17 protein-coding genes and 1 tRNA gene are annotated in these 24,610 nt (G+C 60.1%); 3 read left to right on the top strand and 15 right to left on the bottom strand.

Annotated elements, in window-relative coordinates; translation table 11 throughout:
* Positions 1-450: 450 nt before the first annotated feature.
* From ABIB48_RS08125 to ABIB48_RS08060, 14 genes are all read right to left on the bottom strand, one after another.
* Entirely contained in the window at positions 451-3,198 is a 2,748-nt protein-coding gene (locus ABIB48_RS08125) for a helix-turn-helix transcriptional regulator (RefSeq protein ID WP_354212674.1), read from the bottom strand.
* Between the two features lie 3 nt (positions 3,199-3,201).
* Positions 3,202-5,931, bottom strand: coding sequence for a LuxR C-terminal-related transcriptional regulator (locus ABIB48_RS08120; RefSeq protein WP_354212673.1), 2,730 nt, complete (start codon positions 5,929-5,931; stop codon positions 3,202-3,204).
* Positions 5,932-6,063: 132 nt separating this feature from the next.
* A complete protein-coding gene (gene pth / locus ABIB48_RS08115) occupies positions 6,064-6,636 on the bottom strand; it encodes an aminoacyl-tRNA hydrolase (protein ID WP_354212672.1) in 573 nt (190 codons plus the stop codon).
* A gap of 12 nt (positions 6,637-6,648) precedes the next feature.
* The gene (locus tag ABIB48_RS08110) at positions 6,649-7,215 is read right to left on the bottom strand and encodes a 50S ribosomal protein L25/general stress protein Ctc (RefSeq protein ID WP_315914174.1); all 567 of its coding nucleotides are present in this window, start codon (positions 7,213-7,215) and stop codon (positions 6,649-6,651) included.
* A 398-nt stretch (positions 7,216-7,613) separates the two neighbouring features.
* A complete protein-coding gene (locus ABIB48_RS08105; protein WP_110104628.1) occupies positions 7,614-8,594 on the bottom strand; it encodes a ribose-phosphate diphosphokinase in 981 nt (326 codons plus the stop codon).
* Positions 8,595-8,632: 38 nt separating this feature from the next.
* Positions 8,633-10,150, bottom strand: coding sequence for a bifunctional UDP-N-acetylglucosamine diphosphorylase/glucosamine-1-phosphate N-acetyltransferase GlmU (gene glmU / locus ABIB48_RS08100; protein WP_354212671.1), 1,518 nt, complete (start codon positions 10,148-10,150; stop codon positions 8,633-8,635).
* Between the two features lie 104 nt (positions 10,151-10,254).
* A tRNA-Gln gene (locus tag ABIB48_RS08095) sits at positions 10,255-10,329 on the bottom strand.
* A 185-nt stretch (positions 10,330-10,514) separates the two neighbouring features.
* Positions 10,515-10,940: a hypothetical protein gene (locus tag ABIB48_RS08090; protein WP_354212670.1), complete on the bottom strand. Its 426-nt coding sequence runs from the start codon at positions 10,938-10,940 to the stop codon at positions 10,515-10,517.
* A 198-nt stretch (positions 10,941-11,138) separates the two neighbouring features.
* On the bottom strand, positions 11,139-11,351 hold the full coding sequence (locus tag ABIB48_RS08085; RefSeq protein WP_354212669.1) for a type IV toxin-antitoxin system AbiEi family antitoxin domain-containing protein: 213 nt from the start codon (positions 11,349-11,351) through the stop codon (positions 11,139-11,141).
* Positions 11,352-11,553: 202 nt separating this feature from the next.
* Positions 11,554-13,347, bottom strand: coding sequence for an ABC-F family ATP-binding cassette domain-containing protein (locus tag ABIB48_RS08080; protein ID WP_315914177.1), 1,794 nt, complete (start codon positions 13,345-13,347; stop codon positions 11,554-11,556).
* 41 nt (positions 13,348-13,388) lie between these two features.
* Positions 13,389-14,420 carry a 4-(cytidine 5'-diphospho)-2-C-methyl-D-erythritol kinase gene (locus ABIB48_RS08075; protein WP_354212668.1) on the bottom strand — a complete coding sequence of 344 codons (1,032 nt, stop codon included), beginning with the start codon at positions 14,418-14,420 and terminating at the stop codon, positions 13,389-13,391.
* A 12-nt stretch (positions 14,421-14,432) separates the two neighbouring features.
* Entirely contained in the window at positions 14,433-15,311 is an 879-nt protein-coding gene (gene rsmA / locus ABIB48_RS08070; RefSeq protein ID WP_110104632.1) for a 16S rRNA (adenine(1518)-N(6)/adenine(1519)-N(6))-dimethyltransferase RsmA, read from the bottom strand.
* A 156-nt stretch (positions 15,312-15,467) separates the two neighbouring features.
* A complete protein-coding gene (locus ABIB48_RS08065) occupies positions 15,468-16,664 on the bottom strand; it encodes a resuscitation-promoting factor (RefSeq protein WP_354212667.1) in 1,197 nt (398 codons plus the stop codon).
* A 257-nt stretch (positions 16,665-16,921) separates the two neighbouring features.
* Positions 16,922-17,815: a TatD family hydrolase gene (locus tag ABIB48_RS08060; RefSeq protein WP_354212666.1), complete on the bottom strand. Its 894-nt coding sequence runs from the start codon at positions 17,813-17,815 to the stop codon at positions 16,922-16,924.
* 171 nt (positions 17,816-17,986) lie between these two features.
* Between ABIB48_RS08060 and ABIB48_RS08055 the strand changes: the two genes are divergently transcribed.
* Genes ABIB48_RS08055 through ABIB48_RS08045 form a run of 3 tightly spaced genes read left to right on the top strand, consistent with a single transcriptional unit; the run spans position 17,987 to position 22,749 of the window.
* Positions 17,987-18,994: an AAA family ATPase gene (locus ABIB48_RS08055; RefSeq protein ID WP_245932039.1), complete on the top strand. Its 1,008-nt coding sequence runs from the start codon at positions 17,987-17,989 to the stop codon at positions 18,992-18,994.
* 6 nt (positions 18,995-19,000) lie between these two features.
* On the top strand, positions 19,001-20,380 hold the full coding sequence (locus tag ABIB48_RS08050; protein ID WP_354212665.1) for a DUF58 domain-containing protein: 1,380 nt from the start codon (positions 19,001-19,003) through the stop codon (positions 20,378-20,380).
* Positions 20,377-22,749 carry a transglutaminase TgpA family protein gene (locus ABIB48_RS08045; RefSeq protein WP_354212664.1) on the top strand — a complete coding sequence of 791 codons (2,373 nt, stop codon included), beginning with the start codon at positions 20,377-20,379 and terminating at the stop codon, positions 22,747-22,749. Before ABIB48_RS08050 ends, ABIB48_RS08045 begins: the two co-directional genes overlap by 4 nt.
* 255 nt (positions 22,750-23,004) lie before the next feature.
* Here ABIB48_RS08045 and ABIB48_RS08040 read toward each other — a convergent pair whose 3' ends face one another.
* A complete protein-coding gene (locus ABIB48_RS08040) occupies positions 23,005-24,516 on the bottom strand; it encodes an NAD-dependent succinate-semialdehyde dehydrogenase (protein WP_354212663.1) in 1,512 nt (503 codons plus the stop codon).
* Positions 24,517-24,610: the final 94 nt, after the last annotated feature.

The raw sequence follows: 24,610 nt of genomic DNA, 5'->3' as shown, positions 1-24,610 counted from the left end.
TTGGTCTCAGAAGGCTTATCCGCCGTCGACTCCGATCTTGGAGCCCTGTGGCAGGCACAGGGCTGTTTTTTGACGGGTGAGTTCGAAGCATGGGCAACTGGATAGCGTAGGTGCGCTTCGTGACAGGCTGTAACTCCCCCGGCAAGGTGCACCACCGCGTGCATTGGCTGAGACATTGAGACCTTCCTGCACTAACGTTCGGTGGAATAACTCCAGCTAACGGCTTTTCGGCGCGAGTTACCCGAGTGGGCACTACGTGATTAGTCACAGCTTGCCCAAGTAGCTTCTCTGGAATTACCTAGAGCGGTACTTGCATAGCTGAGTTCACTACTTGGTTTGCCAGGTCTATACATAAAAAACCACCGTCTAATACGCCCTAAAGGACGGTACAAGACAGTGGTTTTTTTGGTTTTTTTCGACGCTAGCGAGTAGCTTTAAATACCGTATTTCTTAGTCTGAAAGGATTAACGCAAGGTCGTTTCGATCGGTTATTTCAAGCTTGGCATACGCCCGGTAGAGGTGACCTTCAACGGTCCGTACTGAGACGTGCAGTTGCGCACCAATGACCTTATCAGTGAGCCCCTGCGCGGCCATGAGCGCAATTTCTAGTTCTCTGGCTGTCAGCCGTTCCCTCATCCGTTGATGACCACCGGATTTTTTTCCTCCGGGTTCACCCTGCGCCCCCAATGTCTGCTCAATCTGTTCCAGGCCGTGACGGATCCGCCGGTTAATCAGGCTGTCACGTTCTTTAGCCGCTGTTGAATCTGCCAGCCGCAACAACCTGCCAGCATGTTGGTACATCTGTGCTTCTAAGAGCTGTTCGGCAGCATCCACCATGATGGAAGCTTGCCGTTGTTCTAGTGCACTAGCGTACGCGTACAGCCCCGCAGCCCATCTTCCCTCCACCTTGCCGGCGACGGAAAGAATCCGTGCTCTGGCGTTGCCGGGCGCAAAATCCATCAGTAGCGAGAGCGCGTTCAGCTCTGCCGAGAGCAGGCCTCGCTCAGCAGAGTCTTCGATCACACCAAGGAGTTCACCAACGCCTGCTCCGTCGCCGTTCAGGTACTCGCGTGCTGCCGCGATGAAAGCCCTCTCGTGAGCGAGCACAATATACATACTGGTGTCTTCGCCGTACTGTTCAATGAGTTCCCGAGCGGTGTCATGGCGTCCCAGCTTGGCTGCGGCATAGGCGGCCATCGAGATGCAGTAGCCCATGAGCTGCTGCGGATCGCTGTGCCGCAACACGTCCAGTCCCTCCAAGAGCACCTCAAGTGCTGCGGCCGGATGCCCCTGCTGCAGCCTCATCATTCCGCGGGCTACGCCCACACTGCCACCGAATGAAATGGTGCCTTTTCCAACATCGACTGCGAGAACATTTAGACTTTGTTCAGCTTCTTCCCACTGGCCTGCCGTCAGAATCGCTACTTGCGCGCGGCTAATGATCCACTCCGGCACGAAGAATACGTCGTGGTCCTCCGCCTGGACAATGGCAAAGGCTGCCGCTGCTTGTGCCATACCGGCCAGCGGAAAACCTAAGGCACTAAGTTTTTCCGCCTCGAACGCCAACGCAAGGGATCGGTTGCACACGTGATCGGGATCGTTATGCCCGTCACTTCGATTGAGCACTTCCTGGATGTGCCCGCTCATCTGGTTGTAGTTTCCTGCCCTAGAGTGGGCCATCAAGTCAATAATGTGGGCCCGCTCCCCAGATCGCAGCAAAATATCCGCAGCGTTCTCCGGATCCTTGCGGGCCAGCCTCTCACCATGCTGGCGCAACGCGGTGGCCGCATCATGAATGGCCTGCGGTGGCAGGGCCAGTGCGGACTGCAAAGCGGCCCTCAGCAATCCACCAAATAAAAGTTCGCTGATGCTCGCGGCGTTCTCATCGTGATGTTCCAGCAGTGCAGCAGCCTGCGCGTACTCCCCCATGTTGAAGTGTGCACGGGCTTTGACAGCACGCGCCCTGCCTTGGTTGTGGGGGTCTCTAATCTCTTCGGCAAGCCGCAACGCCACACCAGATTCATAGAGTTTGCCGGCAAAAATGGCTGCAGATAACACTTCAGAGTCCGGGACTGGCAGCCCGCTTTCCAAGGTCCAAATAACCATTCTCAACGCCGACTCCGGAGTGCTGGATTCCAATTTGAGCACATTGATGAGCCGGCTGTGCAGCATCCGGCTCTCGGATCGGGGCACCATCTCACGAATGACTTCACCATAGATGGGGTTTATCAGCCTTAGTAGCCTGATGGAATCAAAACTTTCCTGCACTAAGTCCCGTTCGAACAGTTCTTTCAACGCCTCTGCGCCTAGCTGTTGGCTAACTATTTCGGCAGAAACCGGTTCAGAAAGGGCCACCAAATACAGGGTTTTACGTGCATCTGAGGACAGACCACGCAATTGTTCCCGAACCACGGACTGCAATTGGTGTCCCACTGAAACGGACTGGACATCCATGATCCACAGATCGCCTCTGAGCCGCAGCCTGCCGCTGGCCAGCGCGTCCTCCATGACCAGCCGCATAAGCAGTGGGTTCCCGCCGGCAGTGTTCCAGAAGTACCAGCTGCTGTTGGCGGTGGTTGGCCCGCCCAGAAGGCCCACACAAAATTCGTGCCCGTCCTCTCGGTTCAGGGGGCGCAGGTGGAATCTTTCAGCAACTCCCGCTTGCCAGAGTTGGGGCAGCGGGCTGACAGGGTCATTAGCTGCGCGGTGCGCAACCACAACCTTGATTTTCTCTGCCTGTGCAAGGCTAACAACCACCGTGGCAGTTGCCGTGTCAATGTAGTCCGCTTCGTCAATGATGATCAGCGGACGCCCAAGATCTAAGCCCTCCCCCAGTGTGGCCCGCAGATGGGCTTGCTTGTCATCCAAGAGTGCCAACGTCTTCCGGATTGCATCCACATGCGATTCAACAAAGGCACAGGAGGTGCGTCGTAAAAAAGGTGCGAGAATTCCAAAAGGTATAGCTGCCAGCGACGGGGTGCCCTGCAGTGATATGACGGCAACGCGCTTGGACGCAATGGTGGCCAGCTCACGCAGCAGAGACGTTGCACCCATTCCCGTTTCACTGCTAAGGAAAATGGCGCTACAGTCCGGACGCTGCAATTGGGCGTAGATTTCATCGAGTTCCACCTGCCGGCAGAAATACGTGGACAGCGGCACAGTGCCAGCGGTGCGGGCTTGATTTTGAGTCCCCGGCATATCCTAAAATTCCTGCTCTTGTGCAAGTTCATGCCGCGTTGTGATGCCCAGCTTGCTGTACAGCTGGTACAGGTGGCCTTCGACTGTCCGCACCGAAACACCGATGCGATCTGCGATAGCCCGGTTGCCGAGCCCGCGTTTAGCTAATTTGGCCACTTGGATTTCCCGTTGGGTGAGTTTCACTCCGGCCCGCACCGGCATGTGGGGCAATTTGGGCAAGTTCTTGTTGAGCCGCTCCAAACGCTGTGTGGCCAGTTTAACGAGCGTATTTCTTCCTGCATCTCGCGCGAAGTCCAAGGCGATGACAGCGCAGCGGGACTCCACGGCGTCGAGCTTTAAAGACTGGGCAATTTGTGCGGCCTCAAGTGCCAGCTCGGCACTCCGGGTCAGGTAGCTGCGGGCCAGCAATACGCTGACAGTTGCCATGGGACCTTGGCGGAGGAGGGAAACTTCCTCCAGCAGGGCATGATCCTTCTCGCTTGCTTGGACGCTTGCGGCGAAAAGTGAAATGGACGCAGTAGTAACGCGGCTCTTTTCAATGTCGATCAAGGCAGAGCCCCGCAAGTTATCCGCAGCCCGGGGATCATCGAGCCAGCGCATGGCCAGCAGCCTGAAGAATTCAAGCATGGCTTGATTGGTCCACAGTGTGGGTCCTTGAACTGAATCAGCAAGTGCCAGGCACGCCATAGCCTCTTGTTCGTTATTGACCTGGGCATGGCAAAAGGCCAGCGCCGCATAAGCCAAGCTCAAGGCGTTGTCACTGTTGCGGGCTTCAAGTTGGGCGGCCGCCGACATCAGCACTTGCACCGCCTCGGCACCGCGTCCGGCATAGGCGTGGGCCAGGCCGAGGTTGAGCTCAATCAAGCCGCCGCGGTAAGGAATCGGCCGTTGGCCATCCTCGATTTCCTCACGGAGCAGCTCAACACAGTCCGTCCACTGTCCGCTCCAGATTTGGGCAACCGCCAGGCCATTGCGGTAGTGGTCGCTGAAAAGGGGTGTCAGTCCCAGCGCAGTAGTGTCCTTCTCAATACTTCGGGCCAAGGTGATGGCCTCAAGCTCGCGGCCAACCACAGCCAGCGCAGTCACCAGCAAGCACGCACAATTGAGGCTGTATTCCGTGTCCTCACCATGGAGCGCAGCTTCCAACGCCGGAATGACAGCGGCGAACTCACCCAGATGAACTTGGAACTCAAACCGGGCCAGATTGATCAGCGTTCCGGCCGCGCGGCTAGCTTCCATGGTTGCAGTGCCATCCGCCGAGGCCAAACGCCGCTCAGCCTGTGCCAACAGCGCCACAATTCGGCGTTCGCCACCGGGCACCCATAATAGTGCCCCGGCCATGGCCAGGACCCAGGAACCGTACTCTTCAAGAGAAAGCCGGGAAATGACCTCTTCTGGCAAGGCATCAAGTTCAGCTACCGCGGTGCCATAGTCTGCCAGCAGCCGGAAAGCGGCGCTGCGTGCTTGAACCGCCTTGGCCCGAAGCGGGTTGGCGGAGGGAATTTGGGCAGTGCAGCGCAGCGCCAACTCCGGGTCAAAGTGCCGCAGTGCACTGGACGCGGCAGCCAATGCAAGTGGCGGTTCCAGGACCATGCCGGCGTCCAGGGTCCAGGCCGCTAGGGACATGATCTCCCGCTCGTCAAGCGATTCCAGCTCCTGGTTGAGGCTCAGCGCAATGTCCGCAAAAATTTCAGACATTCTTGTGGAACTGAGGCCGCTGCGCACAATGTCACCGATGTAGCGTTCGGCAAGGGATGCGCGGTGCCGTCCTTCCACGGAAATCTCAACAAATCCGCGCTCTTCAAGTTGCCAGAGTACCTCCTGCCCCAAGGCGGACATGGCAAGCTGAAGCGGCGCATTGCCCAGAAGAGCCATTCTCTCCACCCCCAGACGCACGGCTGGATCCTCACGGGAGAGCCTGGCCCGAACAATTTCCGCCAGCGCACTATCGGCGTCAATATTGATGGAATCCTTGACTACCCAGCCGCCCAAGTGTTTCCTGATGCCACCCTTGGCCACTTGCTCGCGAAACAGTGCCTGTAATACCAGTGGAATGCCGTTGCTCGCCTGGTGGAGCGCAGTTACCGCAGTTTCGGAAACGAAGGTTCCAGTGGCCTTCCCAATCAATTCCCCGACCTCGGCCCGGCTGAAGTGCTCCAGCCTGATTTCACCCAGTTGTCCGTCCTTGGCAAGCCATACCAGGTCCTCGGGCATGTCGGTGGAATCGCGCGCCATGACCAGAACTTTCGCAGTTCCACCCATGAGCAGGTGCATCAGCACACCCACGCTCATAAAGTCCAGCCCCGGCAGGTCATCAACTACCAAAAGCACCTTGCGCCCGCCCGCATCGGAGCGAATGAGTTCATCGATCCCACGGATCACCCCGGTAGGTGTTTCCAAGGCGGTGGCAGGCAGCCGGGCCATGAGCATGGACAGAGGGCCGTAGGCGACGAGCGTTTCAGCGGACGAGCCGAAGAGCCGTTCAATGTGTGTAGTGGGGGCCAAAGCTTCTTCGACGGCACGGGCCAAGGTGGTTTTACCAACTCCCCATGGCCCCAAAACAGCGACCCCATAAGTTTTAGGGTCATTTAGTGCAAGGACAGTCCTGTCGATTTCCGTCTGCCTGACGAAAGAAGACCAGAACTTCCTATCAGCCGCCCCCATGGCTTCAAAAGTCCCCGATTTTAAGGGCCTCGACCATTTGGGAGCAGCGACATCATTGAAAATAGCCATGTCGAGACCCCGTTTTTTCCGTAGTCAACGTCCCCTCAGAGCCGCTGTACCACATATTTGCGATCATAACAGGGTGGCCCGACAAACAGAACAGCATACCGTGACGTGTAGCACAGCGTGCGGGGTGGCTTATTAGTTAAACTTGGCTTGGGCGGCCAGCAATCCCTCTGCAACAAGGAGTTCAACAGCATCGGCACTGTTATCTATCAGAAACGGCAGCGCCTTGTTTTCGGCAGTGGAGAAATCACGCAGCACATGGCTGGCAGCGTCAGCGCGGCCCGGAGGCCGGCCTACACCCGCACGCACACGGTAATAATCCTTGGTGCCAAGGGTTCGGGAAATATCCCGAAGACCGTTGTGCCCGCCTTCGCCACCACCAAGTTTGAGCTTCACGGTGTCAAAGGGGATCTCAATTTCGTCATGCACGGCGATGACATTGGCGGCGGGGAGGTTATAGAACTTGGCCAGTGCCGCCGTGGGGCCTCCATTAAGATTCATGAAGACGGTGGGCTTGGCAAGGATCAACTTGTGCCCGCCCACAGCTATGCGCCCGGTAGCAACCAGGGCCTTGGCTTTGTGGGTCTTAAAAGTGGCTCCTAGGCGGGAGGCTAGTTCCTCAACCACCATGTAGCCAATATTGTGTCTGTTACGGCTGTAGCCGGGCCCGGGGTTCCCGAGCCCGACTACAAGCCAAGTATCACTCATAAGTATGAGGTATTACTCTGCTGCTTCTTCAGCTTCAGCGACAACAACCGGCTCAGCGAAGTGAACGATCAGCAGGTCAGGCTCGTTGACCAGCACGACGCCGGCAGGCAGTACCAGATCGCCGGCGAGGACGTGCTGGCCGGCGGCCAAGCCCTCAATGCTGACCTCAATAAAGGCAGGCAGGTCGGTTGCGTCGGCTGACAGGCTGACAACAACTTCTTCCTGGTTAACAACGGTGGCCGGGGCAGGCTCGCCAACGAGGTGGACGGGAACGTCAACAATGACCTTCTCACCCTTCTTAACGGTCAGCAGGTCAATGTGCTCTACGATCTGCAGAACGGGATCGCGCTGGATGTCCTTGACCAAGGCCAAGTGAGCTTCGCCGTCGATGGTGATGGTCAGCAGCGCGTTGGAGGCGCGGATGGCGCGAACCGTCTCGCGCTCCGGCAGAACCAAGTGCAGGGGGGCCAGGCCGTGGCCGTAGATAACAGCAGGGATCTGCTTGGCACGGCGGATGCGGCGTGCCGCGCCCTTGCCGAATTCGTTGCGCAGTTCGCCGTTGAGAGTCAGATCAGACATAAAAAATGCTCCTTCTTGATGGGTGGGCGTGGACTAAACAGGTCAACACAATCCACAACACATTCGTCAGGAGCTGCGAGACCCAGTCGATCACGGACACCCACACTATGGGTGTCCCTCGCCAAGGTTTACTGCACAAGTTTAGCAGAACGCGAGGGTAGCAAACGCCAACGGCCGCTTCCCGGAGAGGGGAAGCGGCCGTCAGTGGTGCTGGGCCCTCAGTGTTCAGACGCGTCAGCGGCTGGACAGTGGGAGGCGTTGGTGGGCCCCCAGGCCCGAGGGCCCCGGTGTTCAGACGCGCCAGCGGCTGGACAGTGGGAGGGCGTGGGTGGGCCCCCAGGCCCGAGGGCCCCGGTGTTCAGACGCGCCAGCGGCTGGACAGTGGGAGGGCGTGGGGACTAGGCATCGCCGTCGAACAAGCTGGTGACTGAGCCGTCCTCGAAGACTTCCTTGATGGCCCGTGCCAGCAGGGGTGCGATGGAGAGCACTGTCAGCGTGGGGAAGCGCTTCTCCTCCGGGATGGGCAGCGTGTTGGTAACAACCACTTCACGGGCACCACAGTTGGCCAGGCGTTCGGACGCTGGGTCAGAAAGGATGGCGTGCGTGGCGGCGATGATGACATCCTTTGCGCCAGCATCCTTGAGGACACGTACCGCACCAGCAATGGTTCCACCGGTGTCGATCATGTCATCGATCAGAACGCAGGTGCGTCCCTCAACCTGACCCACCACGGTCTTGGAGACAGCCTGGTTCGGCACTGTCAGATCTCGTGACTTGTGCACGAACGCCAAGGGGGCACCGCCCAAGCGCTCGGCCCACTGCTCAGCCACGCGCACACGGCCGGTGTCCGGGGAAACTACGGTGACGGCGTCGTCCCCGATGACCTTGCGGATGTGGTCCGCCAGCAGCGGGATGCCGAAGAGGTGGTCCACGGGGCCGTCGAAGAAGCCCTGGATCTGTGCGGTGTGCAAATCAACGCTCATGATGCGGTCTGCGCCAGCGGTCTTGTACAGATCTGCCACCAAGCGAGCCGAGATGGGTTCGCGACCGCGGCCCTTCTTGTCCTGACGTGAATACGGGTAGAACGGGGCCACCACGGTGATGCGGCGGGCAGAAGCGCGCTTCATGGAGTCAACCATGATCAGCTGCTCCATCAGCCAGTTATTCATCGGGGCAGGGTGAGCCTGGATGATGAAGACTTCCTTGCCGCGCACGCTTTCGCCGGAGCGGACGTAAATCTCACCATTGGCGAAGTCGTAGGCAGACATCGGCAGCAGCTCGGTCCCTAGACACTTGGCCACTTCCTCGGCCAGTTCAGGGTGGGCGCGGCCGGAGGCCAGCACCAGCTTTTTGTCGACGTTATGGACTAGTTCGCTCATGATTTTCTTTCTCGCAGTGGTGGGGTCGGTGAGAAGTTTTAGTTGGCTGAATCATCTGTGGCGCGGGCATTTTCGGCAGCCTGGGCAGAGATGCTCCCCGGACGGTTCGCCGCGGTCCAGCCTTCGAGGTTGCGCTGTGGGGCCACGGTCAGGGTCAGTGCACCTGCCGGAACGTCCTTGCGGACAATGGCTCCGGCTCCCGTGAAGGCGCCGTCTCCCACCGTGACAGGAGCTACAAAGACAGTGTTGGAGCCGGTCCGCACACCGGAGCCGATGACCGTGCGGTGCTTGTTCACGCCGTCGAAGTTGGCCGTGATGTTGCCGCAGCCAATGTTGGTGTCCTCACCAATTTCGGTGTCTCCGGCGTATCCCAGGTGGCTGAGCTTGGAGCCGCGGCCAATGGTGACGTTCTTCGTTTCATAGAACGCGCCGATCTTGCCGTCGGCACCCAGAACGGTCCCCGGACGCAGGTAGGTGAACGGACCCACATGGGCGCCCTCGCCAATGATGGCACCGGAGCCGTGGGTGCGCGTGACTTCGGCACCTTCGCCAATCTGGACATCGGTCAGCGTTGAATCTGGACCCACGACGGCGTCCCTCGCCACAGTGGTTTTACCGTGGAGTTGGGTGCCGGGCAAGATGGTGACATCTTCGGCCAGCTGCACAGTGGAATCTATCCAGGTGGTGGCGGGGTCAATGACACTCACACCCGCGCGCATCCAGCTCGCAACAATGCGGTGGTTGTGCTCGGTACCAAGCGCCGCCAGCTGAACGCGGTCATTGGCGCCTTCCACCTGCCAGCGGTCAGTGGTGGAGACTGCGGCCACCCGGCCACCGCTGTTCCTGGCCAGGGACAGCACATCCGTCAGATACATCTCGCCCTGATTGTTATCTGTGGTGACACTCTTGAGCGCTTCCCGCAGGACGGCAGCGTTGAAGGCGTAGATGCCGGAGTTGATTTCGCGGATTTCACGCTCAGATTCAGTAGCGTCCTTATGCTCACGGATACCCAAGACCGTGCCGTCAGTGCCATCGCGCAGGATGCGGCCGTAGCCGGTGGCGTCATCCAGAACCGCAGTCAGTACGGTGACGGCGTTGGCGTCCTTGTTGTGCGTGTCCACCAACTCGGCCAGCAATGCTGTGGTCAGCAGCGGCACGTCACCGTAAGTGACAACAACAGTGCCCTCCACGGCGGTCTGCGCGTCTAGCTGGGAGCCGGCCTGGGCGTCTAGCTGCGAGCTGGCCTGGGCGTCTAGGGCTTCGAGTGCCTGCTGGACGGCGCGGCCGGTTCCGGGGACCTCATCCTGATCAACAATGCGGGCGCCTTCATCGAGAGCCGCAATGTGAGCGGCAACAAGATCGCGCTCGTGGCGGACAACCACTGCCAGTGTGTCAGGGTTCAAGCCTTGTGCGGCGGCGATGGCGTGGCCCACCATGGAGATCCCACCAATGGTGTGCAAGATCTTGGGTGTGCGTGACTTCATCCGGGTGCCTGCGCCCGCAGCGAGGACAATGACAGCTGCCGGGTTGTTACTGATGATCTCTTGGCGGCTCACTAAGTGGCGCTCCTGCCCGGACCTCGGTCCGATTTCAAACGTACGCAATGGGAAACAATTCCATGGTACCTGCTTGGCCGAGCGGCCTGATCTCTTCCTAAAAGTGGTTCCGCCCACAGGATTCGAACCTGTACTCCACAGCTCCAAAGGCTGGGGTGCTGCCGTTACACCAGGGCGGACCATGAGCATCTTGCTTCCGCTGGAAGCTCACGAGAATATAGTGTGCCATGACGAGTGGCTGTTGCGCGACTTGAGCCCTCCCGTGGCGGAGCTTTTTTTGCCCCAGGGTGGCGAAGCTCACAAATTCTGCGCACCGTTTGGCGCCAAATGGTGCGCAACTTATGGATCTGAGCACGGTTCGGGGCTAATGGCGCGTGGCTGCAATGCTCTCCAGTGCCTGGCGCACCCACCGCAGCATCTCTTCCGGGTAGTACATGGCCACGGCTGCCCTAAAGTGCAGAACAGGCACGTCTTCAATCACCAGAACGTTGCCGCGACGAAGATCCTCTTCCCAAGCCTTTTCATTGTTATGGTATTCCCGGCCGTCAATTTCAAGCCCTAGTTGGCCATCCACCAGTGCGTCCAGGTGACCCATACCCCGGATATGCGCCTGGCCCTGGACGTTGTATCCAGCCTTTTTCAAGTGGTACCTGGCACAGGTTTCTGCAATGGACATTGATTGGGGGTCAATGGATTCAATGATTGTGCGAACACGGCCGTCATTGCGGCGATTGAATAACGTTCGAAGCTGCGCCAAGGTCACCTTGTGCTTGACTACGGCCGATTCCAAAACACACAGGATCTCCAGCTCAGTGCCGCATTGCGCGCAATGGCGAAGGATGTCCCTAAGCGTTAACGTGCCCTTGAATCTGTGGCTCACACAGCCTGATACGGGCCGCCCGTGAGCTATCCCAACGTGAGGTACGTCCTGATCATGAAGGACCCAGAGGCCCTCCTGCTTTGCGCGGCCAAAACACGTCAGCTGTGCCTAGTTCTTAGCCAGGTGTTCGGCCAAGGGCAGCGAGCCCGAAGTGGCATAAACGCCGCGAGAAATACGCCGGATGGCCCCTGATCCAAGAGCCCGCCTAATATGCCAGTCGGAGAAGCCTTTGTCCAGGAGCGCTACACGGCGAACCGCGCCGCCGCTTGCGGCAATGACGCTTTCAATGGGTCTGCGAGTACTGCTGCCTTGTACGTTCATGCCACCCATAGTGAGCCAAGAGCCTCAGCCGGCGACAGCCCCGACGTCGTGAATGTGAACAAGCCGGCGCCGAGCTAGGGCTGTGGAGGAACACGGCTGCGTATAGGGCCCTCTGAAGCTGCGCACCGTTGCAGGAACAATGGTGCGCAACTCTTGGGGCTGCACACCATTGCAGGAACAACGGTGCGCAGCCCCAAACGTGTTACTCGAGCACGCCCGAGGCCTCAAGCCATTCAAGCTCCAGGCCCTCGCGCTCGGAGGCGAGCTTGGCCAGCTTCGCTTGCAGATCAGCCAGGGCGTCATAGTCTCCCACGCTGGTTGCCATCTGAGCGTGGACCTTGGCATCGGCAGCGGAGTTCTTGCCCAGCTGACGCTCCAGCCGGTTCAGCACCTTCCGGGCGTCGCGCTTCTGCCCCTCCGTGGGGCCGGACGGGGCCGCAGTGGCAGCGGCCGGGCTGGACGCTGAGGGCCCCACGCCAGCATTGGCGCGCAGCTCCAAGTACTCGTCCACGCCCCGCACCAACCCGCGCAGCTTGCCGTCGCCCAGCAGCGCCATCTGGTGATCGGTGACGCGCTCCAGCAAGTACCTATCATGCGAGACCACCACGAGCGTGCCGGGCCAGCCATCGAGCACATCTTCCACGGCCGCAAGGGTGTCCGTATCCAAGTCATTTGTGGGCTCATCGAGCATGAGCACGTTCGGCTCCCCCACCAGCAGGCGCAGCAACTGCAAACGCCTGCGCTCACCACCGGAGAGATCCTTGACCATGGTCCACTGCTTGTCCTTGGTGAACCCGAGCTGCTCCACGAGCGTCCCGGCGCTCATTTCCTTGCCGCCCACGTCAAAGGAACGCTTTTCACGCTCAATAACCTCAATGACGCGCATGTTCAGGACGTCATCAAGCTCTTTGACTTCCTGTGTGAGCACGGCGGTCTTGACGGTGCTGCCGCATTTGACCTTGCCGGAGGTCGGTTCAACCTCACCGTTGAGCAACTGCAACAGGGTGGTCTTTCCGGCACCGTTGACACCGACCAGGCCGAGCCGCTCGCCCGGGGCAAGACGCAGCGTGATGTTGTCAAAGATCTCCTTGGCGTTCTCACCCTCCCCATAGCTCAGGGAGATGTTCTCAAGGTCAATGACGTCCTTGCCCAGGCGGGCGGTTGCCATCTTCGACAGCGCCACCGAGTCACGGGGTTCTGGCACGTCCGCGATCAGCTCGTTGGCAGCCTCAATACGGAACTTGGGCTTGGCCGTACGCGCCGGGGCGCCGCGACGCAGCCAGGCAAGTTCCTTCTTGACCAGCTGGACGCGCTTGGACTCAACCACTGAGTTCATCCGGTCCCGCTCGGCCCGGGCCAGCACGTAGGCGGCGTAACCGCCGTCGAACGGGTCAATGATCCCGTCATGGACTTCCCAGGTGCGGGTGCACACTTCATCCAGGAACCAGCGATCGTGGGTGACCACTACGAAGGCGCCCTCGTTGGCCCGCCAGCGCTGGTTGAGGTGCTTGGCCAACCAGGCCACGCCCTCCACATCCAGGTGGTTGGTGGGCTCATCGAGCATGATGACATCGTCATCACCGATCAGCAGTTTGGCCAGGGCAACGCGGCGTTTCTGCCCACCGGAGAGCGAATGGATGTTGGCATGCCAGTCCACCTCTCCCACCAGCGCACCCATGATTTCACGGATCTTGGGGTTGGACGCCCATTCATGGTCCGCCGCCTCCCCCACAATCGCGAAGCCCACCGTATGTTCGCCGTCCAGCACGTCCGTCTGGTCCAGGTAACTGACCTGGACCCCGCCGCGCACGGTGACACGGCCGGAGTCCGCAGTTTGGCGCCCGGCCAGCAGGCGCATCAGCGTGGACTTGCCGTCGCCATTACGTCCCACAATGCCAATGCGGTCCCCTTCTTCAAGCCCGACACTGACGCCGTCGAGCACGGTTCGGGTGGCGAAGGCAATGCTTAGATTTTCTCCGCCCAGCAAATGAGCCACGTGGTACCACTTTCCTTCAGATTTTGGATGTAAAAATTTTTCTAGGCGACTATGTGGGCGCCGTGAACAGGTCCCTGGACAGCCCAGGCCTCATGGCCCAGCCCGGCCAGAGCCGCCGACAACGACTGCGCATGGTCTGCGTCCTCGGCCAGAAACGCGATGGTGGGCCCGGATCCGGACACCAACGCTGCCAGCGCACCCAGCGACTTTCCCTCGGCCAGGGTCTGGGTCAGCGACGGTGCCAGCGACACTGCCGAGGCCTGCAAATCGTTGTGTAACCAGGGGGCCAGTGCCTGCGCATCCCCGGCCCGCAACGCCGCCAAGACACCAGCCTTGATCTGGCTGGGTTCCGAAGCGGTGATCCCGGCAGCCAGGCGCAGCGCATCAAGCCTGTCATAGACCACCGGGGTGGACAGCCCAAAGTCTGCCGGAACCAGCACCCAATGCAGTGGCGTGGGTGCCAGAGCAGGGCTGAGCTCATCCCCAATGCCCAGCCCGACGGCGGCACCCCCCATGAGTGCGAACGGCACGTCTGCGCCCAGTTCGGACCCCAGTTGGGCCAGCTCTTCACGGGAGAGGCCGGTATGCCAGAGCGCGTCGCAGGCCACGAGGGTCGCTGCGGCGTCCGCCGAGCCGCCGCCCATGCCACCAGCAATGGGCACATGTTTGGTAATTTCAAGATGAACCCCGCTGGGGTCCTCAGCAATCCCAGCTACCAGAAGTGCAGCTCTGACCACCAAGTTGCTGGCATCCAGCGGTATGGTTGCCAGCAGTTCCGGCTCAAGGGAGCTTTCCGGGCTGAGTGAGACTGTGATCTCCGTGGCGGGCGTACCGGGGCGGGATGTGGCAGCCACTTCCTCGTACAGCGAGACCGCCACATAACTGCTGGCAACGGCGTGGTAGCCGTCCGCACGTAGCGGACCCACCTGAAAATAGGCGTTGATTTTCCCCGGGGCACGCACTTTGACCCGGCGGGCGGCCGGGGCCCACGTGGGATCTGTGGCGAACTGATCGGCGGAACCCGGGGCTCCACTGCTTGGTGTGGCGGCCCCGCCTCTTCCGCGCTTGTTCATAGGGTCCATGGGCTAGGCCGTTGCCATGAGCTTTGCTTCGGCGATACGGGCGTAAGCGGCCACATCAATAACTTCGCCACGGGCGGTGGGGTCTATTCCAGCTTGACGCAAGAAGACTTCAGCCTCGGCAGCACCGCCGGCCCAGCCTGCCAAGGCTGCCCGGAGGGTCTTGCGGCGTTGAGCAAAAGCAGCGTCGATGACAGCAAACACTTGCTCCCTCGAAGCCTGGGTGACGGGAGGTTCGCGGCGGGTGAAGGCCACCAGCCCGGAATTGATCTTCGGGGCTGGCCAAAAAACATTCGTACCAATGACGCCGGCCTTGCGCATCTGCGAGTACCAGGCGCCCTTGACGGAAGGCACCCCGTACGTCTTGGAACCGGGACCGGCAACCATCCTGTCTGCCACCTCATCCTGGACCATGACCAGGCCGTGGCGCAGCGAAGGAAAATGCTCCAGTAGATGCAGTACCACGGGGACTGCCACGTTGTAGGGCAGATTAGCCACCAGGGCTGTGGGTTCAGCGGGAAGCTCGGTGATGCGCATGGCGTCCGAGAGCACCACATCAATATTTCCCGTGAGTAACGGACGGAACGCCGCGATGGTATCTGGGAGCTTCGCCGCCAGCACGGGGTCTATTTCCACGGCGACCACGCGGGCGGCGACATCGAGTAGCCCCAGTGTCAAAGAGCCAAGTCCGGGGCCCACTTCGAGCACGGTTTCGCTGGGGTCCACACCGGCTGCGGCCACAATGCGGCGGATGGTGTTGCCGTCAATGACAAAGTTTTGTCCCAGTGTCTTGGTGGGGCGCACACCTATTTCTTCTGCCAAGCGGCGAATTTCGGTGGCGCCCAGCAGTGGCTGGGTGGCTGGGGTGGGATGCGGGGAGGTCACGCAATAATGGTAGCCGCTATTAACGAAGACACTCCCCGCATCGGTGTTGAAACCGCTCCGGGGAGTATCTACTGACTATCACTTGTGCAACGTCACACAGGCTCCGCCGCTCAATGCGGCCACTCACTCAGGGAGAGAGCTAGATCAGGGTGGCTGCTACTGCACCACATGTCCACAGCCCCACGGCTGCAGGCCGCGCTGGGCGTAAACACGGTTGGCAATGTCAATCTGCTGGGCTTTAGTGGCCAGGCTGGCGTTGGGGGCGTAGGCTCCGCCGCCGTTGCTCAGCCAGGTACCAATGTCAAACTGCAAGCCGCCGTAGTAGCCGTTGCCGGTATTGATGGACCAGTTTCCGGTGGCTTCACACTGCGCAATGGCATCCCACATGGCCTCGTTGGACATGGTCGGTGCCTTGGCCCCGGTGTTAGCTCCGGTGTTGGCTCCAGCTTTGGCTTCGGTGTTGGCAGCCTTACTGCTGGTTTCATCCTTCGGGGCGGGGCGTTCTTTGCCACCGATGCTGATTTTCGCGGCAACTGGTTCCTTGACAACCGTGGACCCGGTTTCGGTGCGGCTGACAACCACACCGTCAACAGTTACCGTACGGAAGGTCTTTTGCAGCGTGCCGGCGGCACCTTCACTGATGGTCTTCTTCTGATCCTTGAAGAGTGCAGGATCCACGCTTTGTTCGGTCTCAAACGGCACATCTGCTGTTTCTTTGGCTGTTCCAGAGGTGTTGACCCGGGTCACCTTGACCACCATGTTCTCAACAACTGTTGCCACGCCGGGAGTGGAGACGAGATCACTCTTAGCCAGCGTCACTCCAGTCTCAGCCAGGAAATCGCCAACATTCTGGGCCGTGGTGGTCTTGACCTGCTTCTTGCCGTCAGCCACGAGCGTGATTTGTTTAGGGGTGATGATGCTCAGGTCAGCCGAATTGGCGAGCAGAGTATCTGCCGGCAGTGAGAGCCTGGCGTTGGCGGCGATGCCTAGTTGGCTCATCAATCCGCTGATCTTTGTGGAGGTGGTGGTGACAGTGTGTTCCGCCCCATCCAAGCTCACCTTGATGTCCTTGGCCGTATTGACGGTGATGGTTGAACCACTCTCGACGCTGGTATCCAGAGCCGGTGTGATGTGGTCACCAGAGTTCACACTCACGTCTGCATGCTTGAGCACGTCACTGACGGAGGAACCATAAGCCTGAATTGAGCTGGCTTGGCCATCCACCACGAGAGTGACGGTTTTAGTGGCCGTGATGAATGCCATGAGCGCCGCGACGAGTGCTATGAGCACTGCGCCTTGGCAGGCAAGCTTCAAATAACTCAATTTGCCATTGACGGTAAGGAAAGAAGACACGAGTTCTCGTTACTACTAGAGCACCCGGGCACGGGAAAGTACGGAGCAACACTGGTGGATAGTGGCCGCAAGATACTGCGGACGGTCCTGCCAGAATTGTTCTTGCGAACGGTTGCCACGGATCATTTTTTTACGCTATGTCCTATGGCATTTCATCCGTTGGCCTTCCCCGACCACGGCTAATAATTCCCCAGCGTAACCCAATCGTGACCAAACGGACAAGGTTTGGTCACGGAAAAGTGATCGAAAGTACAGGATCAATCGGACCAGGAGCCGTAAACAGAGCCAGTATTTGTGCGCAGCAGGTGGCCCATTTCACTCAAGTCCAAGTCCATCAATTGTGCCATGCATTGCACCGTGTAAGGCAGCATATAGCTGGCATTAGGGCGCCCTCTGAATGGATGAGGTGTCAGAAATGGCGCGTCAGTCTCTACCAGAATCAGCGCCGGGTCAGCCACCGCAAGGGCCGCACGCAAATTATGGGCATTTTTAAAAGTCAAGGTCCCAGAAAAGGACATGAACCATCCCTTTTCGTTACAAATTTTTGCCAATTCGGCGTCCCCTGAGAAGCAGTGAAAAACTAACCTTGAGGGTGCCCCCACCTCATCCAGTGTTGCGAGGACATCGGTGTGCGCGTCACGGCAGTGAATTTGCAGCGCGAGCTCACGCTGCTTGGCCATGTCCAGGTGCGCACGGAAAGAATGGTGCTGCGCCGCCAAGCCCGCTTCGCCCGTCCTGAAATAGTCCAGGCCTGTTTCACCGATGGCCCTAATGCGGGGATGGGCGGCCATGGCATCAATTTCAGCCAGAGCATCATCCAGAGTGCCCGCCAGAGCCAGTTCGGGGGCGTCGTTGGGATGGATGGCAACCGCGCCCAGCAGGCGTGGGTCCGCATCGACCGCGGCAACTGTAAACCGGGAGGACGCCAGGTCACAGCCAACCTGAACGGCACCGGCAACACCTACGGCCTCTGCCGCATCCAAGGCCGCACGCAGCTCAACTGGAGAGTCGCCAAAGTCAAAGTGCGTGTGATTGTCATACACGGGGACGGGGAGCGGTGCGGGGGCACCGGCAAAGGCACCCGGGCGGGCTCCGCCAATGTCCGTCAATTCTTCAGGGCGATAAGGGCGCGGAACGTCATGGGTGCACATGGTTGCCAACTTTACCGTTTGCTTAATTTCTTTGTCCCAATGACCCCAAAATCACGCCACACTAGTAGCGTGGATCACACGAGGCAGCTCATGGTGTGTTGTTGGGTTTTTTTCGAAAGGTGAGGCATGCACCTCCAGGAAACTTTACTGGCAGCAGACGTTGCAGGGGCTATGAACCCGCAGGCATCCGAACTGGCCATGGCTCCGGAACATTTTTCTGAGCTAAGCCAAAACATTATGGCCGTCATGAACACTGTTGTGGATGGTAAGGAAGACGCCGTCCGGCTTGCCCTGACAGTGTTACTGGCGGGTGGGCACCTCCTCTTGGAGGATGTGCCCGGCGTGGGCAAAACGCTGCTGGCCAAGACGCTGGCCCGCACCCTTGACTGTTCGGTTAACAGGATTCAGTTCACCCCGGATCTGCTCCCTAGCGATATCACCGGGGTGTCAATCTTCAACCAGTCCTCACAGGCCTTTGAATTCCGTCCGGGCCCCATTTTTGCCAACATTGTCATTGGGGATGAAATCAACCGCGCCTCCGCAAAAACACAGTCGGCACTGTTGGAATCCATGGCCGAACGCCAGGTGAGCGTGGATGGAACCACCTACCCTTTGAGCGGCCCATTCATGGTTGTCGCCACACAAAACCCCATTGAAATGGCCGGCACTTATCCGCTGCCAGAAGCCCAGCGTGACCGTTTCATGGCACGCATCTCCTTGGGCTATCCGCATCCCGGCGCAGAAATGGCAATGCTTGAGACCCATCAATCGTTCAACCCGCTTGATGCTGTACGCCCAGTGGCTACGGCTGCCCAAGTTGGCGCCATGACGGCCACGGTGGCAGCGATTTACGTGTCCCCTGCCGTGCGCGCCTACATTGTTGCTCTGGGACAAGCCACCCGTTCCAGTCCGGAGCTGCGTCTGGGCGCCAGTCCCCGGGCGTTGCTGCAATTGCTGCGGGCGGGAAAGTCTGCAGCTGCCCTTGCCAGCCGCGGCTTTGTTCTCCCCGATGACATCCGTGCCCTGGCCGAACCGGTACTGGCACACCGTTTGCTGGTGGAGCGAAGCGCCGCCAGCCAAGGATCCACGCCTGCTAGCGTCATTACAAAGATCCTGGCGGAGGTTGCTGTTCCTGGCGAGCAGGACGGGCGTGCCGGACAGGACGCCCGCAGCAGGTAGCCGCCCATGTCCTTTTTTCAGCTTCTTCGTCCACGGGGCTGGTTGTTGTTTGCCTGCGCGGTTCTTTCCCTCATCTTGGCCTCAATTTTGGGTAGGCGTGATGTTCTGACCCTTGCCGTATTTTGCTTTATGCTGCCAGCCACAGCCTATGCGTCCCTGCATTTCTTCAAATCCGGCTTCAGCCTGCACCGACGCATCTCTCCCCTTCTGGGCCGTGTTGGCGAACCCGTTGAAGTGAGCCTTGAGGTCCATGGGCACAATCCTGGGGGTTCACAAAGCCAGCTGGTGGAGGCTCTCCCCACAACTTTCGCTCAGGTACCCACCTTCAGCCACCCCCAAGCCGGAATACCACGCGCTTCCAGCAGTAACTATCATTACTCCTTACTTCCGCGCCATCGCGGCGTGTTTACCATTGGCCCCTTGTTGTGCACGTTCACCGATCCTTTTGGTGTGGCATCTCTACGGCGCGGAATAGACCAGGGCGACCGCCTCACCATTGCCCCTGCAGCTCTCGAACTGCCGGCAATTTCCGTGAGCGAAGGCCACGGCCAAGACGGCTCACAGAGCACCTCGGAGCTGGCCCGTTCACATCAGGATGACCTCATGACTCGTGATTACCGCTACGGGGATCCGCTGCGACGGGTTCATTGGGCGCTCACTGCTCGGCAAGGCCGGCTCATGGTCAGGGGGGAGGAACCCGTAACAACTCCCGAAGCTATCCTTATTCTGGACCGGCGCGCCCTGGCGTTCGGGCCATCTGTACCATCAGCGCCTGCCCCGCCAACCGCGCCAACAGCGCCTGCCCCGCCAACCAACAAGTCCTTGCGCACCGCCACACGAACCGCCCAGGATCTGCCAGAACTGGCCACCACGGCGGCCTTTGAAGAGGCCATTGTTGCCACCGCCTCCATTGCCGCGCATCTGCTGGAACGCGCGTTCACGCTGACACTGCTGGACCATCTGGGCGCCCCGGCACTGTTGACATCGGCCTCCGCGGCGGAGCCGTCCCGTGCTGAATACAGCGGCGGCGAAGGAAGCTACGCCGTGGCTGCTGGCCTGGCAGCTGTGGAACTTGCCGGACCTGGTGAAACAACGCTGGCCGCCACCCTGGCCCACCGGCTTCATGACCGCGAGCGCCGCGGCCCGGTGATTGCTGTCATGGGAGCCCTCAGTGAGGCCGAGGCCACCTTGCTGGCCGGGAACGCCGAAGGCACACAAAGCTCCTACGCCCTCCTCGTGTGCGCCACCGCCACTGACGCCGAACCCGCGGCACAAATCCTGCGCCGCGCCGGCTGGCATGCTGCACCGGTAACTCCAGCCACTACCCTGTGGCAGGCCTGGGCTAACCTGGACGCCCACCACGGGGGCGGGAAGGGGCGTTCATGACGAATAATGTTCTGGCGAGCCCGAACCCCTCCCACCAGAAAAACGGCGACGGCGGGAGGCCCGAGTCCCGTTCGTTGCACAGCTATTTGGGTACCCAAGCAACGGGCCCGGCACGCTGGGTGCTGGCTTTGGTCATCTTTTCCGCCGTTATGGGCGCCTCGCTTGGTTTGGCAGGAGTGCTCCAGGACATGGCGTGGCTGCCCCAAGCTGCCGTAGTGGTTGCCGGAACGTTGCTGTTCCCAGCCTTGATGCGCCGCTACTCGGCACTGAGCCCAGCGGCTCCGTTGGGTGCTCTTGTTGGCTGGTTCATGGTTCTGACGCTGATGTTCTTCCCTGGCACCGCTGTGCTAGGGGTAATCCCGACTCCTGGAACTCTGAGCTCCGCCTTGGATCTTGCCTCTGATGCATCAAATCTCATCATGACAAATTTGGCACCCGTCCCTTCAGCCTCCCCCATGCACTTTCTGTTCTGCGCCGGGCTGGGTTTTGCCGCCTTACTGATAGACGCACTCGCCATCACGGTAGCTCTCCCTGCCGCAAGTTTCATGGGTCTCTTACTCATCCTGCTACCAGCTGCGCTGACCACCAGGACAGGGATCAGCACTCCCGGACTGGTGGGGACGGCGTCCGGGTTTCTGCTGATTCTGGCGTGTTGCCGGTGGTATGTACCGGATGGAAAATTTCGAACAGACATGCCCAAAGCGCCCAGCGGCACCCTCACGAAGGCACTGGTCATGGGCGCCTCCGTGGTCCTGCTGATGCAGTTTGTCACAGCTGCCCTCCCCGGGTTTACAGAGGGCCGGTATCCGCAAGGTTCTGCTTTGAACGCAACAGGCGAAGGCGGTTCACTGGACGCTATGGTGACCCTCGGTGATGACTTGCGCTCCCAGTCAGAGCGCGTGGTGCTGCGGTACACCACCAGTGCAGAGGAGCCGGAGTATTTGCGGCTGACCACGTTGGAGAACTTCAAGGGCAAGGTCTGGGGTCCCTCGGCACTGCCTTCAAACCTGCAAGCGAAGCTCTCACGTCTTTCTCCCGCTATCGGGCCGTCTTCAGGACTACCCAAGGCAAAAACAGTTACTCGTATTACTGTCCCGGGTGTGGGTGATGAGTGGTTGCCCGCTCCGCTCACGGTCACGGATGTCCAGCAGTTGCCTGGAGTGTGGCTATGGAACCCCTCCACAGCCACCATCGTCTCTCAGACCTCGACCACGGCTGGGCAGTCTTATGTAGTGCGCAGTGAAATGCCGGTCCTGACGCCGGATCTGTTGAATCAGGCAACGGCAGCGCCGAGGAAAGAACTTGACCCGGTCTTTTTGGCGCTACCCTCCGATGTTCCCTCAATTGTGAACAGGACCGTCACGGATCTCACCAGTACGGCAGTCAGCCCCTATGCCAAGGCAATAGCCATACAGAACTATTTCCAGTCGGATGAATTCAGCTACAGCTTGAGCGCACCTGTGGCGGACGGGTATGACGGCTCCGGAATGGGTGTGCTGGCAGATTTTCTGGTGAACAAAAAAGGCTATTGTGTCCACTTCTCCGCAGCTATGGCAGTCATGGCGCGTGAGGTGGGGATCCCCTCCCGCATCGCCGTAGGTTATACGGCTGGAACCCGGACGCCGGGCTTGGACAAGCAAGAAGAGAATCTTCAGATGCGCGGCTTTGAAGTTGCCGGCCGCGATGCTCACGCATGGCCCGAACTTTACTTTGAGGGCCTGGGTTGGGTACCTTTTGAACCCACTCCATCCCGCGGTGACGTGCCGGCGTACGCCCAGGAAGACTCCGTCCCAGCGCCAGCGCCCCAAAGCCAAGCTGCTACCACGGAACAGCCTTCAACCGCTGCTTCCACTGCCACTACTAGCGTCAGTGCCACCGCTCTATCCGGTACTGGCACAGCGGTTGATAAAAGTGGCCGGTGGCTGGCAGGGATGGGGTGGGTGCTGCTAATTCTGGCTGCTCTGGCGTCTCCGGCTCTGCTACGCAGTGCTATTCGACGCCGGCGCCTGGCTAAGATCCACGATCCTCGCGACACTGTTTCCCCAGAGGTGCGGGCTTGGCGAGAACTTCAGGATTCGGCCACAGATTTTGGTTATCGCCAAGATCCTGCCCACACCCCTGCGTTGGCGGCACAACAGTTCGCGGCAATGCTGGGGCCAACAACACCGTCCGGTTTGACCTTGCTGCTCCATGCCTATGAAGAAGCCATCTACGGTGCGGGACTTTCCAAGACACGCCGGGACGATTTGGCGGATGCTGTACAGAGCGTGACCGCGCGGTTACGGACACAATCCACACCAATGGGACGGATGCGCGCCTTGTTGATGCCGGCCTCGCTCATCCGCCGCACCGACACCAACGCAAGCTAGAGAGCCGACGACACACATGCCAGGTTCCCGGCAGATCGCGCAGCGATATACCGGGCCGGCAGGTGGGTGGGGCCACACATGCCAGGTTCCCGGCAGATCGCCCAGCGATATACCGGGCCGGCAGGTGGGTGGGGCCACACATGCCAGGTTCCCGGCAGATCGCGCAGCGATATACCGGGCCGGCAGGTGGGTGGGGCCACACATGCCAGGTTCCCGGCAGATCGCGCAGCGATATACCGGGCCGGCAGGTGGGGACTAGGCGTTGTTCGGGTTGGGGAAGCCGATGTACTGGGTGTACAGGTATTCCTCGATACCTTCGATGCTGCCTTCACGGCCCAAACCGGACTGCTTGACGCCGCCGAAGGGGGCTGCGGCGTTGGAGATGACACCCGCGTTTAGGCCCATCATGCCGGTTTCAATCCGGTTGGCCATACGCAGGCCGCGGTTGTGGTCCTTGGTGAAGACGTAGGCCACCAGGCCGTACTCGGTATTGTTGGCCAGCGCTACGGCCTCGTCCTCATTCTTGAACGTAACAATGGGGGCGACTGGGCCGAAGATCTCTTCCGTGAGGATGCGGGCTCCCGGTTCCACACCCGTGAGTACGGTGGGCTGGTAGAAGTATCCGGCACCCTCCACGGCACTGCCACCTGTGATTGCGGTGGCGCCGCCGGCTACGGCCTCGCTCACGAGTGAGTGCACCTTGTCACGGCTCTTGGCGTCGATCAGCGGCCCCACCTTGGTGGCCGGGTCAGTTCCGCGGCCGGTGGTCATGGCGCTCATGCGGGCAGCAAAGCGGGTGGCAAATTCTTCGGCCACGGATTCGTGCACGAGGAATCGGTTAGCTGCCGTGCAGGCTTCGCCCATGTTCCGCAGCTTCGCGGCCATGGCACCTTCCACGGCTGCGTCCAGGTCTGCATCGTCAAAGACCAAAAATGGTGCGTTGCCGCCCAGTTCCATGGACGTGCGCAGCACATTCGCGGACGCGTCCACGAGCAGGCGTTTGCCCACGGGGGTGGAGCCAGTAAAGGAAAGTTTGCGCAGACGCGAGTCCTGGATCAGCGGACCCGTCACGCCGCCGGCGTCGGTGGTTGCGACAACGTTGAGGACTCCGGCCGGCAGGCCAGCATCCATCATGACCTGGGCGAAGAGTTGGCTGGTCAACGGCGTCAGATTGGCGGGCTTGAGCACCATGGTGCAACCGGCAGCGATGGCCGGGGCGATCTTGCGCGTGGCCATAGCGAGGGGGAAGTTCCAGGGGGTGATGAGCAGGCAGGGACCTACCGGCTTCTTCTGCACTAGGATCTGCGCGGTGCCCTCAGGGTTGGTTGAGTAGCGACCAAAGGAGCGGGTGGCTTCTTCGGAGAACCAGCGCAGGAACTCGGCACCGTATTTCACTTCGCCTTGGGCTTCAGCCAGCGGCTTGCCCATTTCCAGGGTCATCAGCAGAGCGAAGTCGTCCGCCCGGGCGGTGACCATGTCAAAGCCACGGCGCAGAATTTCGGCACGTTCCCGTGCCGGAGTTGCTGCCCATTCTTCTTGGACAGCCACAGCCGCATCCAAGGCTGCAGCACCATCCTCGGCGCCAGCGTCAGCCACCTCTACCAAGGCCTGACCTGTTGAGGGGTCCTCCACAACAAAGGTTTTCCCGGAAGCCGCAGGCCGCCATTCGCCGTTGATCAACAAGCCGGTGGGAACACTTGCCAGCAAGGCGCGTTCGCGTTCGGTCAGTTTGGCGCCGGAGAGTTCGGCGGTTGGGCTCACTGTCATGGTGACTCCTTTTATCTGGTGCCCACACCTCAGGCGGGGCCAGGGAGGGCGCCAGAGTTTACCGGGGCAGTGCATGGAAAATAGTGCTGTAGTT

This window comes from Arthrobacter sp. UYCu511 (assembly GCF_040547105.1).
GTDB classification, from domain to species: domain Bacteria; phylum Actinomycetota; class Actinomycetes; order Actinomycetales; family Micrococcaceae; genus Specibacter; species Specibacter psychrochitiniphilus.
Note: the sequence above shows the minus strand (reverse complement) of the source record. Positions and strands in the feature narration are given on the sequence as shown.

Coding starts and splice junctions, on each gene's coding strand:
- ABIB48_RS08125 (WP_354212674.1), bottom strand. CDS start 3,198: ATGCCGGGGACTCAAAATCAAGCCCGCACCGCTGGCACTGTGCCGCTG.
- ABIB48_RS08120 (WP_354212673.1), bottom strand. CDS start 5,931: ATGGCTATTTTCAATGATGTCGCTGCTCCCAAATGGTCGAGGCCCTTA.
- pth (WP_354212672.1), bottom strand. CDS start 6,636: ATGAGTGATACTTGGCTTGTAGTCGGGCTCGGGAACCCCGGGCCCGGC.
- ABIB48_RS08110 (WP_315914174.1), bottom strand. CDS start 7,215: ATGTCTGATCTGACTCTCAACGGCGAACTGCGCAACGAATTCGGCAAG.
- ABIB48_RS08105 (WP_110104628.1), bottom strand. CDS start 8,594: ATGAGCGAACTAGTCCATAACGTCGACAAAAAGCTGGTGCTGGCCTCC.
- ABIB48_RS08085 (WP_354212669.1), bottom strand. CDS start 11,351: ATGAACGTACAAGGCAGCAGTACTCGCAGACCCATTGAAAGCGTCATT.
- ABIB48_RS08075 (WP_354212668.1), bottom strand. CDS start 14,420: ATGAACAAGCGCGGAAGAGGCGGGGCCGCCACACCAAGCAGTGGAGCC.
- ABIB48_RS08060 (WP_354212666.1), bottom strand. CDS start 17,815: ATGTGCACCCATGACGTTCCGCGCCCTTATCGCCCTGAAGAATTGACG.
- ABIB48_RS08055 (WP_245932039.1), top strand. CDS start 17,987: ATGAACCCGCAGGCATCCGAACTGGCCATGGCTCCGGAACATTTTTCT.
- ABIB48_RS08050 (WP_354212665.1), top strand. CDS start 19,001: ATGTCCTTTTTTCAGCTTCTTCGTCCACGGGGCTGGTTGTTGTTTGCC.
- ABIB48_RS08045 (WP_354212664.1), top strand. CDS start 20,377: ATGACGAATAATGTTCTGGCGAGCCCGAACCCCTCCCACCAGAAAAAC.
- ABIB48_RS08040 (WP_354212663.1), bottom strand. CDS start 24,516: ATGACAGTGAGCCCAACCGCCGAACTCTCCGGCGCCAAACTGACCGAA.